This is a genomic window from Pedobacter westerhofensis, assembly GCF_900182595.1.
GTDB classification, from domain to species: domain Bacteria; phylum Bacteroidota; class Bacteroidia; order Sphingobacteriales; family Sphingobacteriaceae; genus Pedobacter; species Pedobacter westerhofensis.
The window spans coordinates 476,771-502,559 of the sequence record NZ_FXTN01000004.1; the positions used below are offsets into that span (position 1 = coordinate 476,771).

At 45.6% G+C, this 25,789-nt stretch carries 18 protein-coding genes; 10 read left to right on the top strand and 8 right to left on the bottom strand.

Going from position 1 to position 25,789, the window contains the following annotated elements; genetic code table 11:
- Window positions 1–12 precede the first annotated feature (12 nt).
- Window positions 13–1,635, top strand: a complete 1,623-nt coding sequence (locus FN831_RS10085) for an NADP-dependent glyceraldehyde-3-phosphate dehydrogenase (RefSeq protein ID WP_142528093.1) — start codon at window positions 13–15, stop codon at window positions 1,633–1,635.
- 226 nt (window positions 1,636–1,861) lie between these two features.
- Here the strand turns inward: FN831_RS10085 and FN831_RS10090 are convergent, their stop codons facing one another.
- Complete coding sequence (locus FN831_RS10090) at window positions 1,862–2,785, bottom strand: hypothetical protein (protein WP_142528094.1); 924 nt, start codon at window positions 2,783–2,785, stop codon at window positions 1,862–1,864.
- 62 nt (window positions 2,786–2,847) lie between these two features.
- Between FN831_RS10090 and FN831_RS10095 the strand changes: the two genes are divergently transcribed.
- Window positions 2,848–5,328, top strand: a complete 2,481-nt coding sequence (locus FN831_RS10095) for an AsmA family protein (RefSeq protein ID WP_246101449.1) — start codon at window positions 2,848–2,850, stop codon at window positions 5,326–5,328.
- Window positions 5,329–5,354: 26 nt separating this feature from the next.
- Here the strand turns inward: FN831_RS10095 and FN831_RS10100 are convergent, their stop codons facing one another.
- Entirely contained in the window at window positions 5,355–5,588 is a 234-nt protein-coding gene (locus tag FN831_RS10100; RefSeq protein ID WP_142528095.1) for a hypothetical protein, read from the bottom strand.
- Between the two features lie 58 nt (window positions 5,589–5,646).
- Here FN831_RS10100 and FN831_RS10105 point away from each other — a divergent pair, with 58 nt between their 5' ends.
- Entirely contained in the window at window positions 5,647–6,120 is a 474-nt protein-coding gene (locus FN831_RS10105; protein ID WP_142528096.1) for a hypothetical protein, read from the top strand.
- Between the two features lie 9 nt (window positions 6,121–6,129).
- Here the strand turns inward: FN831_RS10105 and FN831_RS10110 are convergent, their stop codons facing one another.
- Window positions 6,130–7,344, bottom strand: a complete 1,215-nt coding sequence (locus tag FN831_RS10110) for a BamA/TamA family outer membrane protein (protein ID WP_142528097.1) — start codon at window positions 7,342–7,344, stop codon at window positions 6,130–6,132.
- A 126-nt stretch (window positions 7,345–7,470) separates the two neighbouring features.
- Between FN831_RS10110 and FN831_RS10115 the strand changes: the two genes are divergently transcribed.
- A complete protein-coding gene (locus tag FN831_RS10115) occupies window positions 7,471–9,000 on the top strand; it encodes a SulP family inorganic anion transporter (protein WP_142528153.1) in 1,530 nt (509 codons plus the stop codon).
- A 192-nt stretch (window positions 9,001–9,192) separates the two neighbouring features.
- A complete protein-coding gene (locus FN831_RS10120; protein ID WP_142528098.1) occupies window positions 9,193–10,749 on the top strand; it encodes a hypothetical protein in 1,557 nt (518 codons plus the stop codon).
- 16 nt (window positions 10,750–10,765) lie between these two features.
- Here the strand turns inward: FN831_RS10120 and FN831_RS10125 are convergent, their stop codons facing one another.
- Window positions 10,766–11,347 carry a PhnA domain-containing protein gene (locus tag FN831_RS10125; RefSeq protein WP_142528099.1) on the bottom strand — a complete coding sequence of 194 codons (582 nt, stop codon included), beginning with the start codon at window positions 11,345–11,347 and terminating at the stop codon, window positions 10,766–10,768.
- A 146-nt stretch (window positions 11,348–11,493) separates the two neighbouring features.
- On the opposite strand from FN831_RS10125, the gene FN831_RS10130 reads away from it, so the two are divergent.
- The 5 genes from FN831_RS10130 to FN831_RS10150 all read left to right on the top strand — a co-directional run bounded on the left by FN831_RS10130 (window position 11,494) and on the right by FN831_RS10150 (window position 19,683).
- The gene (locus tag FN831_RS10130) at window positions 11,494–13,374 is read left to right on the top strand and encodes a gamma-glutamyltransferase family protein (RefSeq protein WP_142528100.1); all 1,881 of its coding nucleotides are present in this window, start codon (window positions 11,494–11,496) and stop codon (window positions 13,372–13,374) included.
- A 53-nt stretch (window positions 13,375–13,427) separates the two neighbouring features.
- The gene (locus tag FN831_RS10135; protein WP_142528101.1) at window positions 13,428–13,823 is read left to right on the top strand and encodes a hypothetical protein; all 396 of its coding nucleotides are present in this window, start codon (window positions 13,428–13,430) and stop codon (window positions 13,821–13,823) included.
- Between the two features lie 122 nt (window positions 13,824–13,945).
- Window positions 13,946–15,028, top strand: a complete 1,083-nt coding sequence (locus FN831_RS10140; RefSeq protein WP_142528102.1) for an efflux RND transporter periplasmic adaptor subunit — start codon at window positions 13,946–13,948, stop codon at window positions 15,026–15,028.
- A gap of 61 nt (window positions 15,029–15,089) precedes the next feature.
- Window positions 15,090–18,257 (top strand): efflux RND transporter permease subunit, encoded by a 3,168-nt coding sequence (locus FN831_RS10145; protein ID WP_142528103.1) that lies wholly within the window; start codon window positions 15,090–15,092, stop codon window positions 18,255–18,257.
- Window positions 18,250–19,683 (top strand): TolC family protein, encoded by a 1,434-nt coding sequence (locus FN831_RS10150; protein ID WP_142528104.1) that lies wholly within the window; start codon window positions 18,250–18,252, stop codon window positions 19,681–19,683. The genes FN831_RS10145 and FN831_RS10150 overlap by 8 nt, the downstream gene beginning before the upstream one ends.
- 105 nt (window positions 19,684–19,788) lie before the next feature.
- Here the strand turns inward: FN831_RS10150 and FN831_RS10155 are convergent, their stop codons facing one another.
- Genes FN831_RS10155 through FN831_RS10170 form a run of 4 tightly spaced genes read right to left on the bottom strand, consistent with a single transcriptional unit; the run spans window position 19,789 to window position 25,783 of the window.
- Window positions 19,789–20,922, bottom strand: a complete 1,134-nt coding sequence (locus FN831_RS10155) for a DEAD/DEAH box helicase (protein WP_142528105.1) — start codon at window positions 20,920–20,922, stop codon at window positions 19,789–19,791.
- A 32-nt stretch (window positions 20,923–20,954) separates the two neighbouring features.
- Window positions 20,955–22,037, bottom strand: a complete 1,083-nt coding sequence (locus FN831_RS10160) for a glycoside hydrolase family 2 TIM barrel-domain containing protein (protein WP_221931325.1) — start codon at window positions 22,035–22,037, stop codon at window positions 20,955–20,957.
- Window positions 22,038–22,060: 23 nt separating this feature from the next.
- Window positions 22,061–24,142, bottom strand: coding sequence for a family 43 glycosylhydrolase (locus FN831_RS10165; RefSeq protein WP_185960444.1), 2,082 nt, complete (start codon window positions 24,140–24,142; stop codon window positions 22,061–22,063).
- A gap of 27 nt (window positions 24,143–24,169) precedes the next feature.
- A complete protein-coding gene (locus tag FN831_RS10170; RefSeq protein ID WP_246101451.1) occupies window positions 24,170–25,783 on the bottom strand; it encodes a RagB/SusD family nutrient uptake outer membrane protein in 1,614 nt (537 codons plus the stop codon).
- Window positions 25,784–25,789: the final 6 nt, after the last annotated feature.

The window sequence follows — 25,789 nt, forward strand, 5'->3', positions numbered from 1 at the left end:
TTCAGTTTTCTTATGTCTGTAATAGATTTATCCTCAATTTTTGTTGAAGAGAAACAAATTCCTGAGCAGCACAGATTATTGGAAGAAGTAAACCAGCGTGAATATTTAAGCAATGGTGAAATGCTTCCATGGAATGGTGAGGTACATACTGTACTTTCACCTGTCTGTATCCAAACTGCTGAAGGACTGAAACGCAAGGTGATTGGTACTTATCCGTTATGTACGGAGAAGGAAAGCTTTGAAGCCCTTGATGCTGCCGTTGCAGCCTATGACAATGGACGTGGCGAGTGGCCTACGATGAGTGTGTCTGACCGGATAGATTGTGTAGCACTGTTTACCGAGAAGATGATCACCAAAAAAGATGAAGTGGTAAAACTGCTGATGTGGGAGATCGGCAAATCGCACGCAGATTCTGTAAAGGAATTTGACCGCACAGTAGAATACATCTACGCAACCATTGATGCGCTGAAGGATCTGGACAGGCGTTCTGCCCAGTTTAGTATTGAACAGGGGATCGTTGCACAGATCAGGCGCTCTCCGCTGGGAGTGGTGCTGTGTATGGGCCCTTTCAATTATCCGCTGAACGAAACTTTTACAACGCTGATCCCGGCACTGATTATGGGGAACACGCTGTTGTTTAAACCGCCTAAACATGGAACTTTATTGCACTACCCACTGCTGGAAGCTTTCAGCACGTGTTTCCCAAAAGGGGTAGTCAATACGATATATGGCCGTGGAAATAAGATTATTCCCGGTTTAATGAAATCAGGCAAGATCAACGTGCTTACGCTGATTGGTTCCAGTAAAGTAGCGGATGAGCTGAAAAAACTGCATCCAAAGGTGAACCGACTGCGCGCTGTACTCGGGCTGGATGCAAAGAATGCAGCGATCATTACCGCGCATGCAGATCTGAGCCTGGCTGTACAGGAAACATTACTTGGCTCGCTGTCATTTAACGGACAACGCTGCACTGCATTGAAAATAGTTTTTGTTCACCGGAGCAGGGTGGATGAATTCCTGGAACTATTTGCTGCAGCGGTAGCTAAGTTGAAGTACGGTATGCCCTGGGAGGAAGGAGTAGCATTAACACCACTGCCTGAGCCGCATAAACCTGCTTACCTGAAGGAATGTATTGAGGATGCAATTGCTCTGGGTGCACATGTAGTGAATGAAAATGGTGGGCTGACCAATGAATCGTTTGTTTACCCGGCGATTGTTTATCCGGTGAACAAGGGCATGAAGTTATGGGAAGAGGAACAGTTTGGGCCTGTGATTCCGGTAGCAGCATTTGATGATCTGGAAGAAACGATTCAGTACCTGATTGATTCTACACATGGTCAGCAGGTGAGTGTATTTAGTAATGACGACGATGAGCTTGCGGAACTGATTGATCCGCTGGTTAATCTGGTGAGCAGGGTGAATATCAACTGCCAGTGCCAGCGCGGCCCTGATGTTTTTCCATTTACGGGAAGGAAAGATTCCGCTGAAGGCACCCTTTCTGTCGTGGATGCGATCAGATCGTTTTCTATCCGTTCATTGGTGGCAACGAAGCTGAATAAAACAAACAAGGAATTGCTTGATGCAATTCTGGAAGATAAGACGAGTAATTTCTTGTCTAACAAGTTTTTATTTTAATTTGACGTGATCATAGGGTAAAAAAAGAGGGTTATATTTCGATGCCTTCTGCTGCTGAAGCGCAGCAGCAGAAGGCATCGAAATATAACCCTCTTTTTTATTACAGGGATAAAGTTTTTCTCATGGTAATTGCACCCTGAATGACGGAAATACATACCGCAATTGAAATACATAGCGCAATTGAAATACGTATCGCAACTGAAATACATAGCGCAGGTATGCTACCCTAATTCACTAATCTTTTTTCAAGGATCATGGAGCTTTGGATCTTTCTCTTTTTTGAGTTATTCAGGATCACGTTGTAATTGCCCAGGAAACCAGTACCGATGATGTTATGCGGTGCAGCAGAACTAATGACTATTTTCTGGTTCTTCAGCGTAATTCCATTGAAGGTCATGCTCGGGATTACCGCTTCATAGATCGTATCTACCAGTTTATCGGAATGGATATTGGAGGTGACGGTCCTGGCGGGGCGTAAATGATAATCCTCAATAACGGCCTGTCCGATCGCAGTGCTGCTGCTCAGAAGAAATCCTGCGCCTGATCCAAGATCGAGGATAAATTCAGAATTTACCTTGCTGATGTTCACTACGGCAGTTGGAAAGGTATTATTCTTATAGCTGATGGTTGTATATGCCTGATCCGCACTGAATGGTGTTTTGGAAACCAGCATCTCGTTTCTGTCATTGTTGATTTTCCAGTTGTACTGGTAAACCATCAGGGTTCCGGTAGAACCTGTGGCAATGGAATCAGGAAAGGCTTGGTTGATGACAGTTTCTTCGTTGCGGAATTTCAGGGGGCCGATCTCAATCCTTGGCAGGTAGTAAAGGGATTTACTGTGCGGGCCACCATATTTATCAGTTGATACCAGTCGCTCAAAGCTGGGCCATAATTGCCTGGTTTCGTAAAAGTAAGGTGTTAAGCGTAAAGTTTTTGAATAGGTGGCGAACAGCAGTGCGATGGTATCCTTATCTACCTTCGCCGGGAGGAATATGCGGTTGAACTTATCCTTTTTAAAGGCAATCCTCGTGACTTCCTTTTTTGACTGGGCCTGCGCAGGAGCAGCAGATACTAAACAAACCAGCGGGATGCAACTGAGTGCAAGAAGAAACGTTAGGGTTCTTTTTGGTGAAAAATTTAGTGTATTCATATGTGTGTGAATTTATAGTACTAAAATAATCAATTTCTATCAACAAATCTAGCCTTAAACAAATGGCGTATTTAAATGTTTATGATATTAAACACCACGCTATGCCTCTCTGGTTAAAACGCTCTATCCAAGTCTTTGCTGCCCTGATTATTCTCATTGTTATCGTTTTTATCGGACTGGCGATATATGTAAACCTCAATAAAAAGGAGCTGCTGGTTTCCATTAATAAGGAACTGAACAGGAACATCAATGGGAGTGTTACCGTGGGCGCTATGGAACCTACATTTTTGAAAGGATTTCCGGGTGTATCTGTATCGCTCAAAAACGTGGAGATCAGGGATAGTTTATGGAAGATACATCATCATTCTTTGCTGACTGCAAAAGATTTTGATATCTCTGTCAACGCAATGGCGCTGCTCAGGGGCACGATTGAGATCAGAAGGATATCAATTAACGATGCCGAAGCGTATTTATACACAGACAGTACAGGGTATAGCAATACCTCCGTATTTAAGAAAAAAACATCCGCTACACCAGAATCTAAAGAAGAAAGTGCTTCTCCGGCAGAAATCAGGAGGTTCGACCTCAATAATGTGCGCTTTATCCTGGACAACAGGAAAGGGAACAAGCTGTTTCTGTTTGCCGTTCAGGACTTTAGTGGTAAGGTGGATTACCCCTCATCAGGCTGGAAGGCAGATGTGAACCTCAAAACGCTTGTGCGCAGCCTGGCTTTTAATACCAAAAGGGGAAGTTTTGTCAAGGATAAAGTATTGCAGGGCAGGATGGACATTTCATATGATAACGACCTGGGAATAATCGAGGTGAAACCAAATATTTTAAATATAGGTGATGATCCTTTTATCATCGGGGCAAAATTCAATATCGCAAAAGAGCCCACAGCATTTACCATTGCCGTAGAAGCGCGCAGTATTCTTTGGAAGAGCGCTTCAGCTTTGCTGGCACCAAATATCGCTTCGCGCCTCAATATGTTTAATCTTGACAATCCGATTGCCGTAAAATGTATCATCGACGGTGATATGGGAGGGGGCGGTGACCCATCGATCCTGGTGAATGCTTCGGTGAAAGCCAATAAGCTGACCAGTCCTGGTGCGGTGATTGATCACGTTAATTTCTCTGGTGTTTACACCAATAATTTTATCAACGGCAAGGGCTTCAGCGATGCCAATTCTGCTGTGAAGCTTTACCGGTTTTCAGGAACATATGCTGATATACCATTTACGATAGACACGGCTTTTCTGCATAATTTTGAAAAACCGGTAGCTACCGGAACATTCAGGTCTAAATTTGACGTATCAAAACTGAACAATGTTGTTGGGGACGATATGCTGAAATTTACCAAAGGAACAGCAGATCTGAAACTGCATTATTCGGCAGATCTGGTGAATTACAAACTGAATAAACCGGTGCTCAGGGGAGTGGTGAGCGTTAAGAATGCCGATGTAAGCTATGTACCCAGGAACGTAAATTTTAAGAATACGTCCATTACGCTGGATTTCCAGAAAGAAGATCTCATGATTAAGGATATCCGGTTACAGAGCGGCAGAAGTATCGTGTTTATGGATGGAAGTATCAAAAATTTCCTGAACCTGTATTACAATGCACCTGAAAAGATTATGTTCAACTGGAACATGCGCAGCCCGGATATCTACCTTGGTGAGTTCCTGGGTTTCCTGAGTTCCAGAAAAGGACGTGTAGTGGCTAAGTCCAAAGGTAAAAGCAATGTCTCCGCCAGTCAGCTGAACCAGATGCTGGAAAAGGGAAAAGCGGCGATCAGCCTGAAAGTGGATCGTGTGCACTACAACAAGTTCCTCGGTACAGGTGCTACGGCTACCTTTTTGCTTTCGGATGCAGGCCTTTTTCTGAATGATGCAAGCCTGAAACACGCCGGCGGGACGGTTAAGCTTAATGGAAGTGTAACGCAGATTGGTAAGTTAAACCGCTTTGCGGTAAATACCGTGGTCTCTAATGTGAGCATCCGCGACTTCTTTTATTCATTTGATAACTTCGGGCTGAAGTCGCCCACCTATAAAAACCTGAGAGGCAACTTCTTTACCCGTACAAATGTATCCGGGAACATCACTGCGGAAGGAAAGGTGATTCCGGGTTCGATGAACGGTACTGTGATCTTCGACCTGAAAAATGGCGCGCTTGTAGACTATAAGGAATTACAGAGTGTAGGCAAGTTTGCCTTTCCTTTCCGTGACCTGAATAATATTGTGATCAATAACCTGAACGGAAAATTTGATATCAGGGGAGAGAAGGTAACAATCAACCCGATGAAAATCAATTCCAGTGTCCTCAATATGGACATCGAAGGTGTATATTCAATGGGCGCAGGTACCAATATCTTACTGGATGTGCCGCTGCGAAATCCAAAAAAGGATGAAGATATTACCGATAAAAAGGAAATCAGGGAAAGAAGGATGAAGGGGATTGTGGTGCATATCCAGGCGCTTGACGGAGAAGACGGCAAGATCAAGTTCAAACTGGTGAGGAAAAAAGATAAGGATAAAACAGAATAAATCTGAAAGGGCGGGTGGTCTGCAGTTTAGGGCTGCAGACTTTCAAATGTATCACCGATCAGAAAAATAAGATCCTCATCTACGGAGACTTCATCGTTTGTGACCCACATATCTTCTTCCGATAAAAAGATCTCGAAGCGCTCATGTCCGGGGATCTCAGCGTAAAATACCGAATCATCTTCTTGTTCAACTTCAGTAACAATCACGGGGATAATTTCACCTTCAAATGCTACAGTAAATTCTGTTTTTAAATCAGCCATGCCCCAAATATACAATTTGCCGGTGGATCTGCGTTGTACATTTTATACCTTTACAGCCATGAAATATGCCCTTGCCTTTCTTTGTTGCCTTTGGGCTTTCCATACCCGGGCACAGAATCTGGAACTGAATCAACTGAAATCATTTATTGCACGGCCTGCGCTGAAGGTGACCGACAGCCTGAAAAAAGCCGGATGGGCATTGCATCCTGAGCTATCGGGTGAAAAAGCGCTGCAGATGTATCAAACCTGGTCATTTGGCAAGCATAAGGCTGAGAAAGCCAAAGCTATGGCATGGTTCAGGATTCAGGCTGATCATGGGGTAATCAATCAGCTTTATTATCAGGCACCCGGAATCACACATTTCAATGTACTGCTAAAGGAGATCGTAGCAGCCGGAACAGAGAAGAAAGAGGAGCAGAACATCGAGGATAAAAAAATAAGCACCTACTATGTTTCGCCTGATTTTATTTTTCAGACCATAGTAGGTGAGCATAGTTATACTGTGATGGTGATGGCGAACAAAGCACCATAAGCGCTAAGGCTAAAAAGCCTCGCCAAGATTAATGGTAAATCCTTTATAACCCTTACTTACACCATAATCAACACCAATGTTGGTATTGGAAGCTTTGTTGAACTTTACACGAAGACCTGTTCCGATTGCCGGATGCAGCCTTTTGAATTTGTTATCCTGTTCTGTAACTGATGTGGCATTGGCAAATACGACAAAACCAAACAGCCCGTCATCGGTAATATCCCTGCGGTATTCAGCTTCCAGATAAACCAAGCCTTTACCTCTGTAGCGGTTCTGGTCTATACCGCGGCCGGATTTGTTATTGGGGTCCCATCCGATACTTGGAAGGTTCAGGTAGGGAATATCATTATTCAGTCCGGTCCATAAGTAGGTCCAGAAAGCAAGTGTGTTCTGCTGGTGAGGTTTTGTGTTGAGCGAGATATATTTCCTGGCATCTACATAGACTGATTGCCAGCTGGTTTTGCTGCCCAGGAAGCTGGGATTATTTCTGATACTTACATTCAGATAAGATCCCGGTAATGGATTGATAGCGTTATTTCTCGTATCGTAGATCAGATTTGCTGAGATACCTGATGAGAATGAGTTTTCACCGTCGCCGGTACCAGTTTTATAACCGCTAAAGGCTGCAAGTCCCGGAGCATCGGTTCTTACATTGATAAAATAATCAAGGTTATAACCTAATCCTGCATAAAGATATGGTTTAATACGTCTGAGTGCACTCTGATAAAAGCGGATATACTTATAGTTCACCAGCATGCTGTTTTCCTCTTTTCCGCTGCCAATACCCCAGGTAGATTGCGGATAAAACAGGAACCGTGTATCGCCCTGGATTACCCAGTCGCTGCCGTTAAGCCAAAGATTAGACCTGAGCGGCAATCCAAAACGGCTTTTCAGGTTCCAGTATGGGGTAAATGTAACATTGGATATATAAGTAGTTTTTCTGTCGCCAAGATAGAATCCTGCACTGGTGGAAGTGATCAGCGCACGGCCGCCCCCGGGTACGTTACCTCCGATGGGTAACAATGAAAAGAACACTTTTTTCTCTCCAGGTTTTGTCCTGGGCCTGCTTTTGATATTAAATAACGTTTTAGCAATATCGATCAGATCTTTTTTTACAGCGGTATCACCTACAACATTATTGGTAGATATGGCATTGTTTGCATTTTGAGCATTCGCCCCGATAGTGGTAAGTAGCAGGATGAAAAAGAGCGTGTGTTTAATCATATATTGTGGATAAACAAATCTCGCGCCATTAATACACAATATTATGTTATTCTATCAATAAATATGATCAAATTATATTCTGCAGGCAGGAAGGAAGGTGATGCGCAGAAATTTGTAAGTTTGCACATGCCCAGTTCCTACTCCCTGTTTGACTTTTCCCGTAAAATAAATTACAAAACTGAAATCCTTGCCGGCCTCACCGTAGCAATGACGATGATGCCTGAATCACTTTCCTTTGCAATCCTGGCCGGATTTCCACCATTGGTAGGGTTATATGCTGCTTTTATCATGGGTCTGGTGACTTCAGTTTTTGGGGGCAGGCCCGGGCTGATCTCCGGCGGTGCGGGAGCGGTTGTGGTGGTGCTGATCGCGCTGATGAAGTCGCAGGGCATCGAATATGTTTTTGCAGCGGTAGCACTCGGGGGACTGATCCAGATCACCATCGGTTTGTTTAAACTCGGCAAATTTATCCGGCTGGTGCCACAACCTGTAATGTATGGCTTTGTTAACGGACTGGCTGTAATTATCTTTATGGCACAGCTTGAACAATTTAAAACAGTAGTGAACGGACAGCTGATCTGGCTGTCCGGGAATGCTTTATATGTAATGGCCGGACTGGTAGCGCTAACGATAGCCATCGTCTTACTGCTGCCGCGTTTTACAAAAGCTGTCCCTCCGTCGCTGATAGCAATTATCGTGGTTTTCCTCATCGTACTGGGTTTTCATATTGACACGAAAACCGTAAGAGATATTGCTTCTGTAAGTGGTGGGTTCCCGCCTTTTCATATTCCACAGATCCCTTTAAATCTGGCTACTTTGCAGACTATCTTTCCATATGCGCTGATTATGGCGGGCGTTGGTCTTACCGAAGGATTGCTGACACTGAACCTGGTGGATGAAATCACGGCAACGCGGGGCGATAGCAACCGGGAATGTATTGCTCAGGGCACAGCAAATATCCTGAATGGCTTTTTTACCGGAATGGGAGGATGCCCCATGATTGCCCAAACATTTGTTAACCTTAATGCAGGCGCAAGGGCAAGACTATCCGGTATCATCGCTTCGCTGACAATTCTGGTCATCATTCTTTTCGGGGCGCCCATCATTGAACGTGTGCCCATGGCAGCCTTAACGGGAGTAATGATCATGGTGGCCATCGGTACTTTTGAATGGGCGAGTTTCAGGATCATCAATAAGATGCCCCGGCAAGATATATTTGTAGGTATTGCTGTAGCAGTGATTACTGTATGGCTGCATAACCTTGCACTGGCGGTTTTAATTGGCGTAATAATATCTGCACTGGTATTTGCCTGGGAAAGCGCTAAACGCATCCGCGCCAGAAATTATATTGATGCCGAGGGAGTGAAATATTATGAAATCTACGGTCCGCTGTTTTTTGGCTCTGTGACTGCGTTTACGGAAAAATTTGATGTGACGAATGACCCGGAACAGGTTGTGATCGACTTTAAGGACAGCAGGGTAGCGGATATGTCGGCCATAGAGGCATTGAACAAGCTGACGGAACGCTATCATCAGGCTGGAAAAATGCTGCGTTTACGCCATCTCAGCGAAGATTGCAGGATCTTGCTGAAGAATGCAGAATCTGTGATCGAAGTAAATATTATGGAAGATCCGGGATATAAGGTTGTGCATTAATCGCATGCCCCAGGCATCTCAAAAATTAACACTCCTCTGGGTTGTCTGGCCGCTAATCGCAGGCCCTGATCGGATTTTGTATAGTTTTCCATATATCTGTTTGCACACCACTCCTGATACTTTTTAATTTCAGCAGAAATTAATTGTCTTAGTGATAATTTGAATGTATATTCGGACTATAATCTCTTAATCATGAACATTTTGAAACGCCTCTTCATTTTGTCAGTATTGCTGGTGTCCGCTACCATGCTGAATGCTCAGAAAATGCCTTATTTTTCCGGAACCTTTGAAGACGCGAAAGCGGAAGCAAAAAAACTGCATAAATTAATATACGTACTGGTAGAGGTAAACCAGGGCAGTAATGCGTATTATCCCGTCCCTTTGGATGATGAACTGCTGAAACGCTACCAGTCTGCCTTTATCTGTCTCAACAGGACTGCTGTACCATCAAATGGGGCAGACAGCATTTCACAGAAATATAATGTTACTACTTTACCCGGCCATTTGTTTCTCGACAGTGAGGGGGGCCTGATCCTGAAGACCACAGGCTACGACAGCAGAAAAGACCGGTACATGAAAGACATTGACAGGGCGCTTCAACTCTCAAAGACGAAAACCTTAACAAAGTATACCCAGGAATATCAAAAAGGCAACAGGAACACTGAGTTTATGCAAAGATACCTTCTGAAATATGATGAGCTTGATCTTCCGGTGAACCAGGATGTCCTCGATGCTTATGCAAGGCTCTTGCCCGTTAGTGCTGCCGATAACTATCAGACGATCGTTTTTATCATGAAACTGGGGCCGGTGCTTTCCAGTACGGCTTATAAAATCACCAGGATCAACCTAAAGCTTACTGATAGCCTGTATAAAACGCTGCCATATCCTGAACGGGTAAAAATGAACAACAAAATTATCAATGCCTCGATGGCGGCGGCAAAGAAGACAAAAAACGAGGCGCTGGCTATGCAGACTGCATCCTTTACACAGTCTACCTGGAATAACGACTGGCAGAAGAGCTATGCTGCAAACATGTCAAGGCTGATGGAATACTACTACGCAGTTAAAGACACAACTAAGTATCTGCGGAATGCTTCTTCCTATTATCAGCAGTATTATCTTGCACAGCGTGACTCGATCCACGTACCGCAAACCAATGGTTTTCCGCCAACAGGGCAGCACACAACGACGAGGAAGACCACAGTAATAACTGATTCAGCCAAATTTGGCGCCACGGTGAAAGATCCGGTGCCAGACCTTTCTTCCATGCCCTCGATGAGCGCTAAAGCGATCAGGGCCGACTCTGCCCGGATCGTAACCAAATCAATTACCCGGGTGGTGATGCTGGAAAGCGGTACCACCACGCCACTGGTGAGTTCCGGCAGAAAGGCAATGGAGTATGCAATGAATCTGAATAATGGAGCATGGGCCTTTTATACCATGCGTACCACCAATGCCAGCTATCTGTCGCAGGCCGTGATATGGGTATGGCGCGCTATTGAACTTTTCCCTGACAACTCTGCCTTTTATGATACGCTTGCCCATCTCTATTACCTGCAGAAAAAATACGGGGAGGCAACTGCTATGCAGCAGAATGCGATCGATGTGGAAAAGCAGGCTGCGAAGATCAGGGCCGAAATGATGGCCAAATCTAACTTCAAGCCTTCAAAACCTCTTCCTGATTATTCACAGAAACAAATCGAAACCTACACTACAGCGCTCGAGAAAATGAAACAGCGGAAGCTTTAATCATAAAAACTACAGCTTAGTTCTGCTTCCTCACATATTTAGTTAAGATCACAATGACCTGACCTTCAATTCTGCCTTCGATCTGATCAGTATTGTCCTCTACCAGACGGATGTTCTTTACTACCGTACCCAGTTTGGCATTGAGGCTTGAGCCCTTTACGTCAAGGGTTTTTGTCAATACTACAGCATCACCAGCCAGCAGGGGGCTGCCAAGCGCATCTTTATGGATTTCAACCACTTCGTCCGCTTCATCATCATTAACTGCTTTGGCCCAGGCAAGTGTTTCTTCATCCAGGTACATCGTATCCAGATTATCGGCCGCCCAGCCTTCAGCGCTCAGACGCTTCAGCATCCGGTAAGAAACAACCTGAACTGCCGGGACCTCGCTCCACATGCTTGCCGTTAAACAGCGCCAGTGATTCTTGTCCATCTCATCGCGTTTCTCGATCTGCGAAAGGCAGGTTGTACAAATCAGGATAGAGTTATCCAGGCTTTGTGCAGACTGGGGCGGTACTGCATACAATTCCAGTGGCTCCGCCGATTTACATATTTCACATTCGCCCTGGCTTCTTTGCTGCAGTTGTTGTTCCAGTATCATATATTTTCTTAAAAATTCTTTTTATAAACAATTCCGCGAATATAGTGATTTAAACCACCATAGTATCTACAATGTGACAGCTGTCCCCGGAAATTATTCTTTTCTGTTCATCTAATTTTCATTATTTTTAGGCTCTTACAGCTCATATGAACCGACTTTTAACCACTCTCATTATATCTGCAATGGTGCTTTCTGCATCGGCACAGCAAACCCAGAAACCAGTACTGCACGGACGTAACTGGATGGCCATCACGGGCAAACCATTAGCCGCTACAGCAGGGGCCATCACCTTTCAAAAAGGCGGGAATGCAGTTGATGCCGCCTGTGCCATGCTTGCGGCCACATGCACCATGTGGGATACACTGAGCTGGGGAGGAGAAACACAATTACTGATCTATAATCCAAAAACCAAACAGGTTATTGCGATCAATGCAATGGGAGTTGCCCCAACGGGTGCTACTGCAGATTTTTTCAAAAGCAAAGGATATAACTTTCCGCCGGAATATGGGCCGCTTGCAGCAACTACACCGGGCACGGTGGGCGGATTGATCTATATCCTTTCCAACTATGGCACTTTAAGCCTTGAACAGGTACTGGCACCGGCAATGGAACTGGCAGCAGGTTATCCGATTGAGGCACAGGCAGCCAATGCCATGGAGCGCGGTAAAGCTCTGATCAAACAATGGCCTTATAGTTCAAAAGTATTCTTTCCGCATGCGGGAGAAAAAAGAGAAGCTCCGGAAGCGGGGGAGATTTTTGTACAAAAAGACCTGCTGACTACTTTGACAAAACTGGTAGCAGCAGAAAAGGATGCGTTAAAAAAGGGTAAAAACCGCAAACAGGCTTTGATGGCTGCCTATGACAGGTTTTACAAGGGAGATATCGCGGAGGAGTTTGTACGCGGCGCGAGAGAACAGGGGGGACTGATCACGATGCAGGACCTGGCCAGCTGGAAACCTTTGGAAGAAAAACCATTGATGATAAACTATAAGGGAATAGACGTTTACAAAATGCAGCAGTGGACGCAGGGACCGGTGATGCTGCAGGCGCTGAACATCCTGGAGAACTTTGACCTGAAGAGCATGGGCTACAACAGCACTAAATATATCCATACGCTGTACCAGGCAATGAACCTGGCTTTTGCCGACCGTGATTTTTACTACGGTGATCCCTATCAGAAACCGATGGAACCAATGATGGGATTGCTGAGCAAGGGCTACGCCAAAGAGCGTGCCCAGCTGATCAGATATGATAAAAACGATCCAAACATCGGGCCCGGTAATCCATATCCCTTTGAAGGAAAAACAAACCCATATATCAATCTGCTCAAAAGCCGCGGTTTTGAAATGGACACCAGCAAACGCAACTTTGCACCCAAACACGACATGACGAACAATACGCCCAAGGCGGATTACCAGGACAGGTTATGGCGCGGTACTACTTCCGTTGAGGCCGCAGATAAAGAGGGATGGGTAGTATCCATTACGCCAAGCGGTGGCTGGCTGCCAGCCTGTATAGCCGGGAACACTGGGATAGGCATGAGCCAGCGGATGCAGAGCTTCGTGCTGGATTCGGCAATCAATCCCTTCAATGTAGTTGCGCCGGGCAAGAGGCCAAGGGTAACCTTGTCGCCGGCACTGGCATTAAAAGATGGTAAACCTTATTTATCATCAGCGGTACAGGGCGGAGATACCCAGGACCAGAACCTGCTGCAGTTCTTTTTAAATGTTTCTGAATTTGGGATGAACGTACAGCAGGCTTCTGAAGCAGCAAATATCAATACAAACCAGTTATGGCTATCACTGGGAGGCAGCAAGACTTCAGACCGTGAGCCAAAGCCCGGACAGCTACTGCTCAACAGCAATACCCCTGAGGCTACACGTGCAGAGCTGAAGAAGCTGGGCTATATCCTAAGCTACAGCGAACGTACCAGCGGCCCGATCAATGCGATATTTTTCGACTGGAAGCACAATAGCTTATGGGGCGGATCCAGCAATCACGGGGAAGATTACGGCATAGGCTGGTAATATTTTCAAATGAGTACATCAATCTATAATTACTTTGATTACTTTAGCGCCAAATGAGAGGATTTGTATTTTACATATACCTGGGTCTCCTTCTGCTTTGCGGAGGGCAAACCCTGTATGCGAATACGCATCATTCTCTGCGCCAGCATTCTTCTCCGCGTGATTTAGCGAAAAAACCTCATACTAAACTATCAAACAACGATCAGAACAATACCTTTTTTGAGGATGCAGATATTGATGTTGAGGAAGAATATCTTGGTGATCATGATGCCGATGATGCCGGAACAAATCAGTTTGTTCCCGTAAAATACTGCCTGCCCGACTGGCTGTACCTGACATCAGCTGAGCTCATCGTTTCTAATTATTACACTAACCGCTTTAAAATCATCCCGCAAATCTGCGGCGATACATCACCTCTTTATATTACCCAAAGGGTATTAAGAATCTGAGAGAAAATCTGCCAGTACTTTCGGTTGGGATCAATCAGCCCATCCGTGTACTGATCAATTTTTACGTCCAAAGGAATCTGTAGGTTCCTGCACTCAAAACGCTTAAATACCATTTTTATACTATGAAGAGACTAATTGTGTCTAAAGGCTTAATCGCCCTGTTATGCCTTGCAAGCTGTACATCTAAAAAAGAAGAAAAAAAAGAAGAGAATAAGTTTACTGTAACCAGTGCGATCAGGATTGATACCTCGTTTACAAAACAATATGTTTCGCAGATTAAATCTGTACGGAACATTGAGATCAGGTCTCAGGAGAAAGGCTTCCTTCAGAACATTTATGTTGATGAAGGACAGTCGGTTAAATCAGGTCAGCTTTTGTTCAGGATTATGCCCAAAGTTTATGAGGCAGAATTACTTAAAGCGCAGGCCGAGTACAAATCTGCAGAGATAGAACTGCAAAATGCCAAAACACTTGCCGATAAAAATATAGTTTCCAAAAATGAGCAGTCAGTAGCCCAGGCCAAACTGGAACAGGCAAAAGCCGAAGTTTCGCTGGCAAAACTGCACCTGTCATTTACCGAGATCAGGGCTCCCTTTGACGGGACAATCGACCGTATTCCTTTAAAACTAGGAAGTTTAATAGATGAAGGTGAACTGATGACCAACCTTTCCGACAATACCCAGATGTTTGCTTATTTCAATGTCTCGGAACCGGAATACCTGGAATATCAGACCAATATAAAAGGACGTGCTGACAATAAAGTAAGCCTGCTCCTGGCCAATAACCAGCCACTTCCATACAAGGGAAATGTGGAGGTGATCGAAAGTGAATTTAACAATGAAACCGGTAATATCGCTTTCAGGGCCAAGTTCCCAAATCCTGACAAGCTGCTGAAAAATGGTGAAACAGGTGAAGTACAAATGCTTGTTCCCCTGCACCAGGCAATGGTGATCCCACAGAAAGCAACATACGAGATCCAGGATAAGATCTATGTATTTGTGGTAGATGCCCGCGGAACAGTACACTCCAAAAATATCACGATCACCGGTGAAATGCCGGATCTGTATGTGGTGAGCAGCGGCCTTGACGATAGTGACAAAATCCTGCTGGAAGGCGTTCAGAAAGTAAGGGATGGTGATAAAATCAAGTTCGAATACACAGCACCTAAGGAATGGATCTCTTCATTGAGATTAAAAGCCGAATAGGTTCAGCAAAGCTGAAAGCGCTACACAAATCCATTTGGTTTAATCATTAAAACAGCAATCAATGTTTAGTAAATTTATACAGAGGCCTGTACTCTCTATAGTGATCTCCCTGATCATCGTATTTTTGGGGTTTTTAGCTATGAAGGGCTTACCGGTCACACAGTTTCCCTCCATATCGCCGCCGAAGGTGAATATCACAGCAGAATATCCCGGTGCCAACGGCGAGCTTATGATCAAATCGGTTATCATTCCCCTGGAAAGGGCAATCAATGGTGTCCCGGGAATGAAATACATGGCATCGGATGCAGGTAACGACGGTGAGGCCACCATTCAGGTGATCTTTAACCTAGGTACCGATCCCAACCAGGCATCAGTAAACATACAGAACCGTGTGGCTTCGGTAGTAAACAAACTCCCGCCACTGGTAGTGCGTGAAGGTGTGAAGATTACCCGTGAGGAATCAAACATGTTAATGTACATCAACTTGTTTAGTAAAGACCCGAAGACCGACCAGAAGTTCCTTTACAATTTCGCGGATATCAATATCCTGTCTGAATTGAGAAGGGTTGACGGGGTAGGTGTCGCCGACATTTTAGGTACACGTGAATACGCCATGAGGATCTGGCTCAAACCAGACCGCATGCTGGCCTATAAAATCTCTGCCGATGAAGTGCTTGAAGCATTAAACCAGCAGAGTCTGGAAGCCTCGCCAGGTAAAACCGGGGAGAGTTCGGGCAAAAGGTCTCAATCTTTTGAATATGTATTAAAATACGGAGGAAGATATACCACCAAGGAACAATACGCAAATATCATTTTAAGATCTACCAAGGACGGTGAAATCCTGCGCCTGAAAGATGTGGCCTCAATAGAGTTTGGCAGTGCGATGTATGATATCTATTCTAACCTGAACGGACACCCTTCAGCAGCGATTACGATCAAACAATCATACGGAAGCAATGCAAGCCAGGTAATTAAAGACATTAAGGCCAAGATGGAAGAGATCAAGAAAAGCTCTTTCCCGCAGGGACTGGACTATGAGATCAGTTATGACGTATCAAAATTCCTGGATGCTTCCATTGAAAAGGTAATCCATACGCTGGTAGAAGCATTTATCCTGGTAGGTTTGGTGGTGTTCCTGTTTTTGGGCGACTGGCGTTCTACGCTGATCCCGGCCATTGCAGTACCGGTATCACTGATCGGAACCTTTGTTTTCATGCAGTTCTTTGGGATTACGCTCAACCTGATCACCCTGTTTGCACTCGTACTGGCCATTGGGGTCGTGGTAGATGATGCAATTGTGGTGATCGAGGCCGTCCATGCCAAAATGGAAGAGAAACATCTTTCGCCGCTGAAAGCAACACAGGAAGCCATGCATGAAATTGGTGGTGCCATCATCGCCATTACCTTCCTGATGGCAGCGGTATTTGTTCCGGTAGCCTTTATGTCGGGCCCCGTTGGTATATTCTACCGGCAGTTCTCTATTACCATGGCAACAGCGATTATCCTGTCGGGGGTTGTGGCCTTAACGCTTACACCTGCGCTTTGCGCGATGCTGCTGAAGAACAACCACGGTAAACCTAAAAAGAAACATGGACTGGATAAGTTCCTGGATGGTTTCAATAACGGGTTCAACAAACTGACCGGCAGGTACCAGAAAGTGCTTGGCCTGATCGTAAACCGCAGGATGCTGACATTTGGCGTACTGATTGCGTTTTGCGTGGGTATCTTCTTCCTGAACAACAGTCTTCCGTCAGGGTTTATCCCGAATGAAGACCAGGGGATGTTTTATGCGATTATCCAGACGCCTCCGGGATCATCTCTGGAAAGAACAAATCAGGTTGCCGAGAAAATACAGAAGATTGCCGAGAAAATCGACGGTGTACAATCCGTATCTGCATTGGCCGGATATGAGATTTTGACAGAAGGTACAGGATCAAACTCCGGAACTTGTCTGATCAACCTGAAAAGCTGGGAAGACCGTACACATTCTGTACAGGAAATTATCACTGAACTTGAAGAGAAGACAGAAGCGATCAATGGTGCTACCATCGAATTCTTCCAGCCACCAGCGGTGCCGGGATATGGAGCTGCCGGCGGTTTTGAACTTCGTTTGCTGGACAAGGCAGGCTCGGGTGATTTCCACAAGATGGAAACTGTAAGTAAAGACTTTGTAAGGGAACTGGGTAAACGTCCGGAACTGGCTTCGGTGTTTACGTTCTACAGTGCCAGTTTCCCGCAGTACCTGCTAAAGGTAGACAATGACATTGCCAAACAAAAAGGGGTGACCATTGAGAATGCGATGAACACGTTGTCTACACTGGTAGGTAGTAATTATGAGACTAACTTTATCAAGTTTGACCACCAGTACAAAGTAATGGTACAGGCTTCGCCGGAGTACCGCGCGCTGCCTGAGGATATCCTTAAGCTATATGTGAAGAATGACCGCGACGAGATGGTGCCTTTCTCTGCCTTCATGAGGATGGAGAAGGTGTACGGACTGTCTGAAATTACCCGTCACAATATGTACAACGCTTCTGAGATCAGCGGTGCATCAGCGCCGGGATACAGTAGCGGTGCAGCCATCAAGGCCATCCAGGAAGTTGCAGAAAAAACCTTGCCAAGGGGCTTCGGTATCGACTGGGCAGGTATTTCAAAGGATGAGGTGGGACGCGGAAATGAAGCACTTTATATCTTCATGATCTGTCTGGGCTTCGTATACCTGGTACTTGCGGCACAGTATGAAAGTTTTATCCTGCCCTTTGCAGTGCTGCTTTCATTGCCATGTGGTATTTTCGGCGCATTTATGTTGCTGGAGATCTGCGGACTTGAAAATAACATTTATGCACAGGTAGCACTGGTGATGCTCATCGGTTTGCTGGGTAAAAATGCCGTACTGATCGTTGAGTTTGCGGTGCAGAAACATGCACAGGGTGCTACAGTAATGGAAGCTGCGATGGAAGGTGCAGCCGTGAGGTTCCGTCCTATCCTGATGACTTCCTTTGCGTTTATCGCAGGATTGATCCCACTGGTATTTGCCTCTGGCCCGGGTAAGATTGGTAACAGGACCATTGGTTCTGCCGCTGCCGGGGGTATGCTTTTAGGAACACTCTGCGGGGTACTGGTGATCCCTGGATTGTACTATATATTCGGCAAAATCGCTGAGAAAAACCGCATGGCTAAACATGAAGATGAGAATCCGTTAACAGAAGAAATTGATCACAATGTATAAACTTAAGCTCAACCAATATACTATAGCACTGGGCATCTGCCTTGCTGCAGCGGGATGCAAAGTGCCCGAAGCCGCAGCGCCGGCGGCAAACAAACCTGTTCCCGAATCTTTTGGGGATGGCCACGATACAACAAATATATCCACTGTTCCTTGGAACAGCTTTTTTAAAGATAAATACCTGGTAGACCTTATTGACACCGCACTGAAGAACAACCAGGAACTGATGGTGACTTTACAGGATATCGAAATCGCAAAGAACGATGTGCGCATGCGTAAGGCTGCGTTGCTGCCTACGGTTGGTTTAAGGGCGGGCGCCGAGCTTGAAAAAGTAGGAGAATATACCAGTCAGGGTGCGGGCGATGCCTCAACTGATATTACACCCGGCAGAGAAGTGCCCAATCCGCTTGCCAATTTCACCCTGGCAGCAACTGCCAACTGGGAGATTGATATCTGGAAGAAACTGCGGAATTCAAAAAAAGCAGCCATCAGCAGGTACTTATCAACCATCGAGGGCAAGAATTTTGTGCTCAGCAACCTCATCGCTGAAGTTGCCAATTCGTACTATGAATTGCAGTCGCTCGATACCCAGATGGATATTCTCCAGCAGAATATCAAACTGCAAAAGAATGCGCTTGAAATTGTCAAAGTTCAGAAACAGGCGATGCGGGCAACAGAACTTGCCGTGCAGAAGTTCAGGGCAGAAGTGCTGTCTTCACAAAGCAAGGAATTTGATATCCTGCAGCAAATCAAAGAAGAAGAAAACAACCTTAACCTTTTGCTGGGACGATATCCCCAGGAAATTAAGAGAGAAAAGGGCGATTTCTTAAGCCTTGTGCCGATGTCTGTTAATTCAGGTATTCCTTCGCAATTACTGGCCAACCGCCCTGATATTAAACAGGCGGAGCTGGAACTGGCTGCTGCGAAGCTCGATGTGAAAGTTGCACGTGCAGAATTTTATCCATCGCTTGATATATCCGCTGCTATAGGGCTGGAGGCCTTTAAACCGTCTTATTTATTTAAGTTGCCAAAGTCCCTGCTATATTCACTGGCAGGTGATTTAGCGGGACCATTGGTAAACCGTAATGCGATTAAGGCGGAATTTGCAAATGCCAACGCAAGGCAGCTGCAGTCGATGTTTAACTACCAGCGTATTGTGCTCAGCGCTTACATGGAAGTGAGCAGCCAGCTGTCGAAAATCAGTAACCTGGAGAAAAGCTACGACCTGAAGTCGCAGCAGGTAGATGCTTTGAATACCTCGATTTCAGTGTCGAACGACCTGTTTAAATCTGCAAGGGCAGATTACTTTGAAGTGCTGATGACACAGCGCGATGCTCTGGAAACCAAGCTGGAACTCGTAGAAACCAAAAAAGCACAGCTCAACGCCGTAGTGAATGTATATAAACAACTTGGCGGAGGCTGGAAATGAGTTTTTCGTATAAAATGATAAAGCGCCTGCTGGTATGAAGTGAACCCCAAAAGTTGGACAAAAACTTTTGGGGTCACACCAGTAATATACCGGCAGGCGCTTTTTTTATATCTTAATACCTGCGCTATCGATCAGGTTAACCTGTTTTTGCATCTTCTTTTGTATCACTTCAAAGTGATGCAGCTCATCCTGACTTACCAGCGAAATCGCTGTGCCTTCAGCTGCTGCGCGGCCAGTTCTTCCGATACGGTGAACATAATCTTTAGGTGACCGCGGCAGTTCGTAGTTAATTACAAAAGGCAGAAAAGCAATGTCGATCCCTCTGGCCATCAGGTCTGTTGCTACCAGTACCTTCAATTTGCCGGATTTAAAATGGGTGATGGCATCGGTTCTTGCGCCCTGGCTTTTTTTACTGTGGATAGCCTTTGCCTGAATATTGTTTTTATTGAGCTTGTTTACGATTGCATCTACCTGCTGTACCGATGAGGCGAATACCAGTACCTGTTTCATTTCATGATGATGAATAAGGTACCGTAAAAAAGGGCCTTTCTTTTCTGCGGACACGATATAAGCAACCTGATTGATCAGGTCAAGGGAGGCTTCTTCCTCCGCGATCTCGATCACCACAGGTTCATGCAGCATCAGCTGTTGTATTTGATCAAGATCTTTGCTCAGTGTTGCAGAGAATAATATATTCTGGCGCTTTTCAGGCAAAAGCGCCAGAATTTTGTTCAGTTCTTCCTTGAACCCCAGGTTTAACAGTTTATCAGCTTCATCCAGCACCAGTGTTTCAATGGCAGAGAGATGAACTGAATTTGAATCTACCAGTTCCAGTAATCTTCCGGGGGTGGCTACCAGTACATTAACTCCCTGTAAGGCCATCATCTGTGGATTGATTGACACTCCGCCATATACTGCGAGGGTTTTAACCGGCTGGGGTAGGGCCTTGCTGAATACTTTAAAAACATCTTTCACCTGTTCTGCCAGTTCCCTTGTGGGAACCAGCACCAGTACATTGGCATTACGGTTATTCAGGCCGGCCGTCTCCTGCAGGTTCATCAGCAGGGGCAGCACATAACCAGCAGTTTTTCCTGATCCTGTTTTTGCGATTCCCAGAACATCTTTCTTCCGGAGAATAACCGGAACCGCAGCTTCCTGTATGGGTGTTGGTACTGTAAACTTTTGAGATTCCAAAGCCATTAACAAGGCAGGGGATAAACCAAGGGAACTGAAAGGCATAGTATAGTTTTATATAAAGGCGCAAGTTACCATTATTGTGTAATACCTGTTAAGCTTTTGATCACGTCTGTTTCTTCTTTTTTATACGGCATACCATCCTGGCGGAAGATCTCGTGGAACCAAAGTGCCGGCTCAGTGCCGTCAGGTACCGGAAGGTCCCAGGCATATTTTGTATTCGTTTTTCCCGCTACCAGTCCCCAGTTATAGGCAGCGATATTTTCCTTCTTTAGTAAAGGCATGATCGTACTGAACAGACTGTTTCTCGACCTGGCCATGTACTCTGTGCATACCAGCGGGCGCTGCGATACGCTTCTCAGGGTATCGATTGCTTCCTGATGGGTTTTTACATCGCCATAATTGTGGTAAGTGATGACATCAGAATTTTTAATCTGGTAATCCGTCAGTTCCTTCAGTTTGAAATCCCAAACGCCGGCTGAGAGTGGTTGTGAAGGGTTAACGGCTCTTCCCCATTCAAATACCTTCTTTAAGAGGGGCATACTTTTATTTCCATTTTTTGAATTACCGGGTTCATTGTACAGGTCCCAAAGCGCAATACGCTGATCATTTTTAAATGAAGTAAGCACATCCTTTACGTAGGCTTCAAGCGTATCAACCAATTTTGGTTCTGTATAGTAAAGGTCTCCGGGATCACGTACCCAGCCAGAATTATGGATACCGGGTTTAGGCTCGGGCTGTTTTCCTATTTGATAAGTTGCATTCCAGCAATCATCAAACAACACAAATACTGTAGAAATATGGTGTTTGCCGGCAATAGCGAGGTATGTCGATACCCGGTCTTTGAAACCCTGTTTGTCCTGCATCCAGGCAGCATGGTGAAGAAACACACGCATAGAATTGAGTCCGATCCCTTGTGCAAATCCCAGTTCCCTGTCTATCGTACTGGGATCAAAGGTGTCTTTTTGCCACATCTCCAGCTGGTTAATCGCCGTGCTCGGAATAAAATTGCTGCCCCGCAGCCAGCCCCATTTTGACTGCCAGTCTTTTGCCTGCTGTACCGTCCATACCGGTCTGGTTTTCGCTTTTTTTACCTGTGCGTACAACTGGCTGCTGAGGGTTACAGCTACCAGTATGAAGCAGATTTTTAAGTTTCTCATCGTCATGTTTTTCGTTTTTTTTGTTAATATATAGGTGCAGACAGCAAACTGAAGCTGGAACTGTCTGCGGTTAATAATGATGGGCTGTCGCCATTGCCCGTAAATTCCATATTGATCAGGCCTGTTTTTCGCGGTGACACCTGAGTATCCGAGAAATGGGTGTGCATCACATAGTGGTACTTTCCGGAAGCATCTTTGAACAGGTCGCCATGCCCTGTACCATTATGTTTCACAGTCTTTTTGCTGATGATGGGGTTTCCCTCATATTTTGTCCATGGTCCCTCCGGGGATTTGGATGTAGCATAACCTACAGCATAATCGCTGCTTCTGAAATCATTTGCCGAGTATATCATAAAGTAATATTTTCCCTCCTTTACTACTGTTGGCCCTTCTGTAACCGGCCAGTTGTTCTGTGCAGTATTTTCCCATGGAGCGGTACCGGAGATACATTCGCGGGCAGTACCGGGAATGATATCAGTAAGGTCCGTCTTCATTTCGGAAACAAAAATCCTGTTGCCCTCCTGCAGTTTCACGTGGTACAGAAAAGGTTTGCCGTCAGTATCAAAAAAAACAAAGGGGTCTATTTGTTTGCCCGTTCCGGAAATGTTTTTCTTTACGGCCTGGGTAAAGGGGCCCAATGGACTGTCGCTCTGCGCAATAGCGATCTGCTCGTCGGCTGTGTAGGCCATATAATATTTGTTGTTATGGCTGTAAACCTGAGGCGCCCAGAATCCTTTGGTACCGAAAGCGTCGCCCTTTGACAAGGCATAACCATTTTTGCTGCCCGCGGGGCCTGTCCAGGACTTCAGATCTTTGGAGGCATACACCAGGAAACCGTTGTCACTGCTGGTCCCGTACAGATAGTAAGTTCCTTTATCGAAAAAAATCGTAGGGTCTGCCTGATAGATCGACTGCGCCTGTCTGGGCGAACCGGCGCGGTATTTACCCTTCACCATCCATACCTCTGAGTGATTGGAGTAGGCATTGGTGCTGGTAATGGCGATGATCGTATCATCATTGAGTATACAGAGGCTGTTCCAGAGACAGGATTTATCACCGGGGATAACAAAAGGAGTGGACTTGCTGCTGAAATCTTTTGCTTCGCTGCTACCCACCACCACCTTCATATCTGCAAAATCGAGGTTGTTTACTCTTCCTTCGGTACCCTGATAGGAAAGGATGGTCTCCCCGGTTTTGAGCTGCCGCAGAAATGGAGCACCTGCATAAATCTCATTGCCTATTTTTTCTGCCAGTGCATAGGTCCTGTTTTTGCTGGCAGCGTCCACCGTTTGTGCCCAGTTCTCCTGAAGTGTGTTCCTGATGATTACAGGTTTGAAGTTTCCGGAGCTGTTGTCTTCAATGGAAAAAGCAATCTCCTGCCCATTCTTCAGCAGTACTGGTACGGGCATCCCGTCCCGTTTAGTGGCACTGAAACTTACAATTTCCGGTGTTTTTGTCCAGCTCTCTCCATTGTCAGCAGAGCGCAGCAAAGAAATATTCTGCTCTGAAGAAGAGGTGTAAATACCTTCATTGGCAAAGAAAAGCTGGATCTCGCCCGAGGGCAGCTGTATGGCTGACGGTTCCCAGCATCCGTTTTCAAATTGATACCCCGCTTCGTAGAGTACTTTCTCATCATTCCAGGTTGATCCGCCATCCGTACTTTTTTTGGTTTTGATACTGAATTTCCGGGAGGGGTCAATCTGGTATGGCCTGCCGTTATAACAAGCCAGTAGGGAATGGTCCTGCAGTTCCAGGATATCAGGGACGGCCATATTGATACCGTTCTGCTTGGTAGCGACGGTAACCGGGGCAGACCAGGTTGTACCAAGATCGCTGCTCCGGGCAACCACGATATTTCCGTCATATTCATAAATACAGAGCAGAGACTGGTCAGGGCGCTGGATCATCCGGGCATAACCTGCATACTTATTATCAGCAGAGCTGGCAGAAACCCTTTTTAGTGTTGTGTAATCCCACACGATCTCACCCGTAGCCGTAGCCTCTGCGGTTTTGGTCATCGCTAATTTTGGCTCACAACCGGTATGGACCAGCGCAAGCAACACGACTATGTATTTTCCCTTTCTTACAAAATGTTTAAAATTCATAGGTATCTGTTTTAAATTCATCTCATATTAATAATTAGGATTTTGTCTCAGGTTTGTATTGTTTTCTACTTCAACCTGCGGCAGCGGGAGGCGGATATGCTTGCCTACCACAAAATTCTTGAAATCCGGGTCGCGCAGGGCTACTTCATTCACTGCTGCCTGGGTATCCAGGTCGCCCCAGCGTTTAAGGTCGGCCCATCTCACACTTTCCCCGCAAAGTTCCAGCATACGTTCTGTTTTCAGCCTGTTCCTGAAAAGTGTTTGATCTGTGCCTATGGCCGGGTATGCCACCTGCATGGTTGCCATATTGGAACGTTGCCTTACTAAGTTAACGTATTGATATGCTTCGGTGGTCTGTCCCAGCTCATTCAGTGCTTCAGCGTACATCAGCAAAACGTCTGCATAGCGGATTACTCTATTATTAACCTGGTTAAAGTAATCTTCGTTGTTGCGCATATAATCACGTGAATATTTTTTAAACCAGGCTTCGTCGGCACCCCATTCCCAACTGCGGCCGTAGATCTTATCGCCAAAATCTGCTTCGAGAGCCGGGTAAAACAAGGTATAACGCAGACGAGGATCTACACCACCGCTCAGTGTTTTCTCTTTCTTAAATTCGCCCACTGTCCAGTACCTGGCCTGCCCGTCAGACCAGCCGATGCTCCTTGGCGCAAAAAACTGCGCTCTGTTGGTGCCCATATTTGAATTCGGGCCATCGCCCTCTGCGGTTTTATTGGCGTCAGAAAACTGGATTTCGAACACTGACTCTTTATTGTTCTCGTTCTCTGCCCTGAAATTGTCTTTAAAATCTACCAGTCCGTAATAACCTTTGCCGGCACCAGTAACAAGATAGTCGAAAGCTGTTTTGGCTTCTGACCATTTCCGCTGCTGCATCAATGCTTTGCCCAACAGTGCCTGGGCAGCGCCTTTGGTAGCACGGCCAAGTTCGGCGCCTGTCCACTGCTCCGGCAAATCTGCACTGGCTTCCTGCAGGTCTTTTTCTACCTGTGCCCATACCTGTGCAAGGGTAGAAGCTGCAGGAACATCCGTTGGGCTTTGCAGCGTAGTTACAAGCGGGAAGTTTTCCCAGAGGACGGCTGCATAATAGTGATAGTATGCACGCAGGAACTTAGCCTGTGCAAGAAGCTGCGCTTTCTTTTTCGGGTCTGCAAAAGAAATATCGGGAACATAGCTGAGTACCTGGTTACACCTGAAAATTGCCTTGTAGAAATTCTGATAGCTGTTTACATTGCCTTCAAAGAAATTGTAGTTTACATATTGGAAACGCGTCCAGTCACCCAGTTCTATCCATGGGCTGTTGCTGAAGCCTTCATCCGAGGTAAGGTCCAGCCTGAAATAGATCCATCTGTTCCAGCCGCCGGTTTGATAAAACATGGCGTATATTGCATTCACTCCCTTTTGTGCATCACTTTCTGTTTTCCAGAACTGATCCACGGTAAGTGTGTTGGGGTTATCCAGGTTCAATACATCTTTCTTGCAGGATACTGCAAAGATGAGCATAACCAGGAGGAGGAATTTTGAAAATTTTGTTTTCATCAGTATATGTTTTTTAAAGGCTGGGAAGCCCTGATCATCTTTATTTATGACTGTTGCTGAGCGCTGAGCTTTTAATCTTTTCATTTTCTT

Bases quoted from the DNA above. Each gene is read 5' to 3' on its own strand.
- FN831_RS10125 (WP_142528099.1), bottom strand. From the start codon at position 11,347: ATGATACTGGAACAACAACTGCAGCAAAGAAGCCAGGGCGAATGTGAA.
- FN831_RS10100 (WP_142528095.1), bottom strand. From the start codon at position 5,588: ATGGCTGATTTAAAAACAGAATTTACTGTAGCATTTGAAGGTGAAATT.
- FN831_RS10165 (WP_185960444.1), bottom strand. From the start codon at position 24,142: ATGAATTTTAAACATTTTGTAAGAAAGGGAAAATACATAGTCGTGTTG.
- FN831_RS10095 (WP_246101449.1), top strand. From the start codon at position 2,848: ATGGCGTATTTAAATGTTTATGATATTAAACACCACGCTATGCCTCTC.
- FN831_RS10150 (WP_142528104.1), top strand. From the start codon at position 18,250: ATGTATAAACTTAAGCTCAACCAATATACTATAGCACTGGGCATCTGC.
- FN831_RS10135 (WP_142528101.1), top strand. From the start codon at position 13,428: ATGAGAGGATTTGTATTTTACATATACCTGGGTCTCCTTCTGCTTTGC.
- FN831_RS10110 (WP_142528097.1), bottom strand. From the start codon at position 7,344: ATGATTAAACACACGCTCTTTTTCATCCTGCTACTTACCACTATCGGG.
- FN831_RS10090 (WP_142528094.1), bottom strand. From the start codon at position 2,785: ATGAATACACTAAATTTTTCACCAAAAAGAACCCTAACGTTTCTTCTT.
- FN831_RS10170 (WP_246101451.1), bottom strand. From the start codon at position 25,783: ATGAAAAGATTAAAAGCTCAGCGCTCAGCAACAGTCATAAATAAAGAT.
- FN831_RS10145 (WP_142528103.1), top strand. From the start codon at position 15,090: ATGTTTAGTAAATTTATACAGAGGCCTGTACTCTCTATAGTGATCTCC.
- FN831_RS10155 (WP_142528105.1), bottom strand. From the start codon at position 20,922: ATGCCTTTCAGTTCCCTTGGTTTATCCCCTGCCTTGTTAATGGCTTTG.
- FN831_RS10085 (WP_142528093.1), top strand. From the start codon at position 13: ATGTCTGTAATAGATTTATCCTCAATTTTTGTTGAAGAGAAACAAATT.
- FN831_RS10160 (WP_221931325.1), bottom strand. From the start codon at position 22,037: ATGAGAAACTTAAAAATCTGCTTCATACTGGTAGCTGTAACCCTCAGC.
- FN831_RS10120 (WP_142528098.1), top strand. From the start codon at position 9,193: ATGAACATTTTGAAACGCCTCTTCATTTTGTCAGTATTGCTGGTGTCC.
- FN831_RS10130 (WP_142528100.1), top strand. From the start codon at position 11,494: ATGAACCGACTTTTAACCACTCTCATTATATCTGCAATGGTGCTTTCT.
- FN831_RS10105 (WP_142528096.1), top strand. From the start codon at position 5,647: ATGAAATATGCCCTTGCCTTTCTTTGTTGCCTTTGGGCTTTCCATACC.
- FN831_RS10140 (WP_142528102.1), top strand. From the start codon at position 13,946: ATGAAGAGACTAATTGTGTCTAAAGGCTTAATCGCCCTGTTATGCCTT.
- FN831_RS10115 (WP_142528153.1), top strand. From the start codon at position 7,471: ATGCCCAGTTCCTACTCCCTGTTTGACTTTTCCCGTAAAATAAATTAC.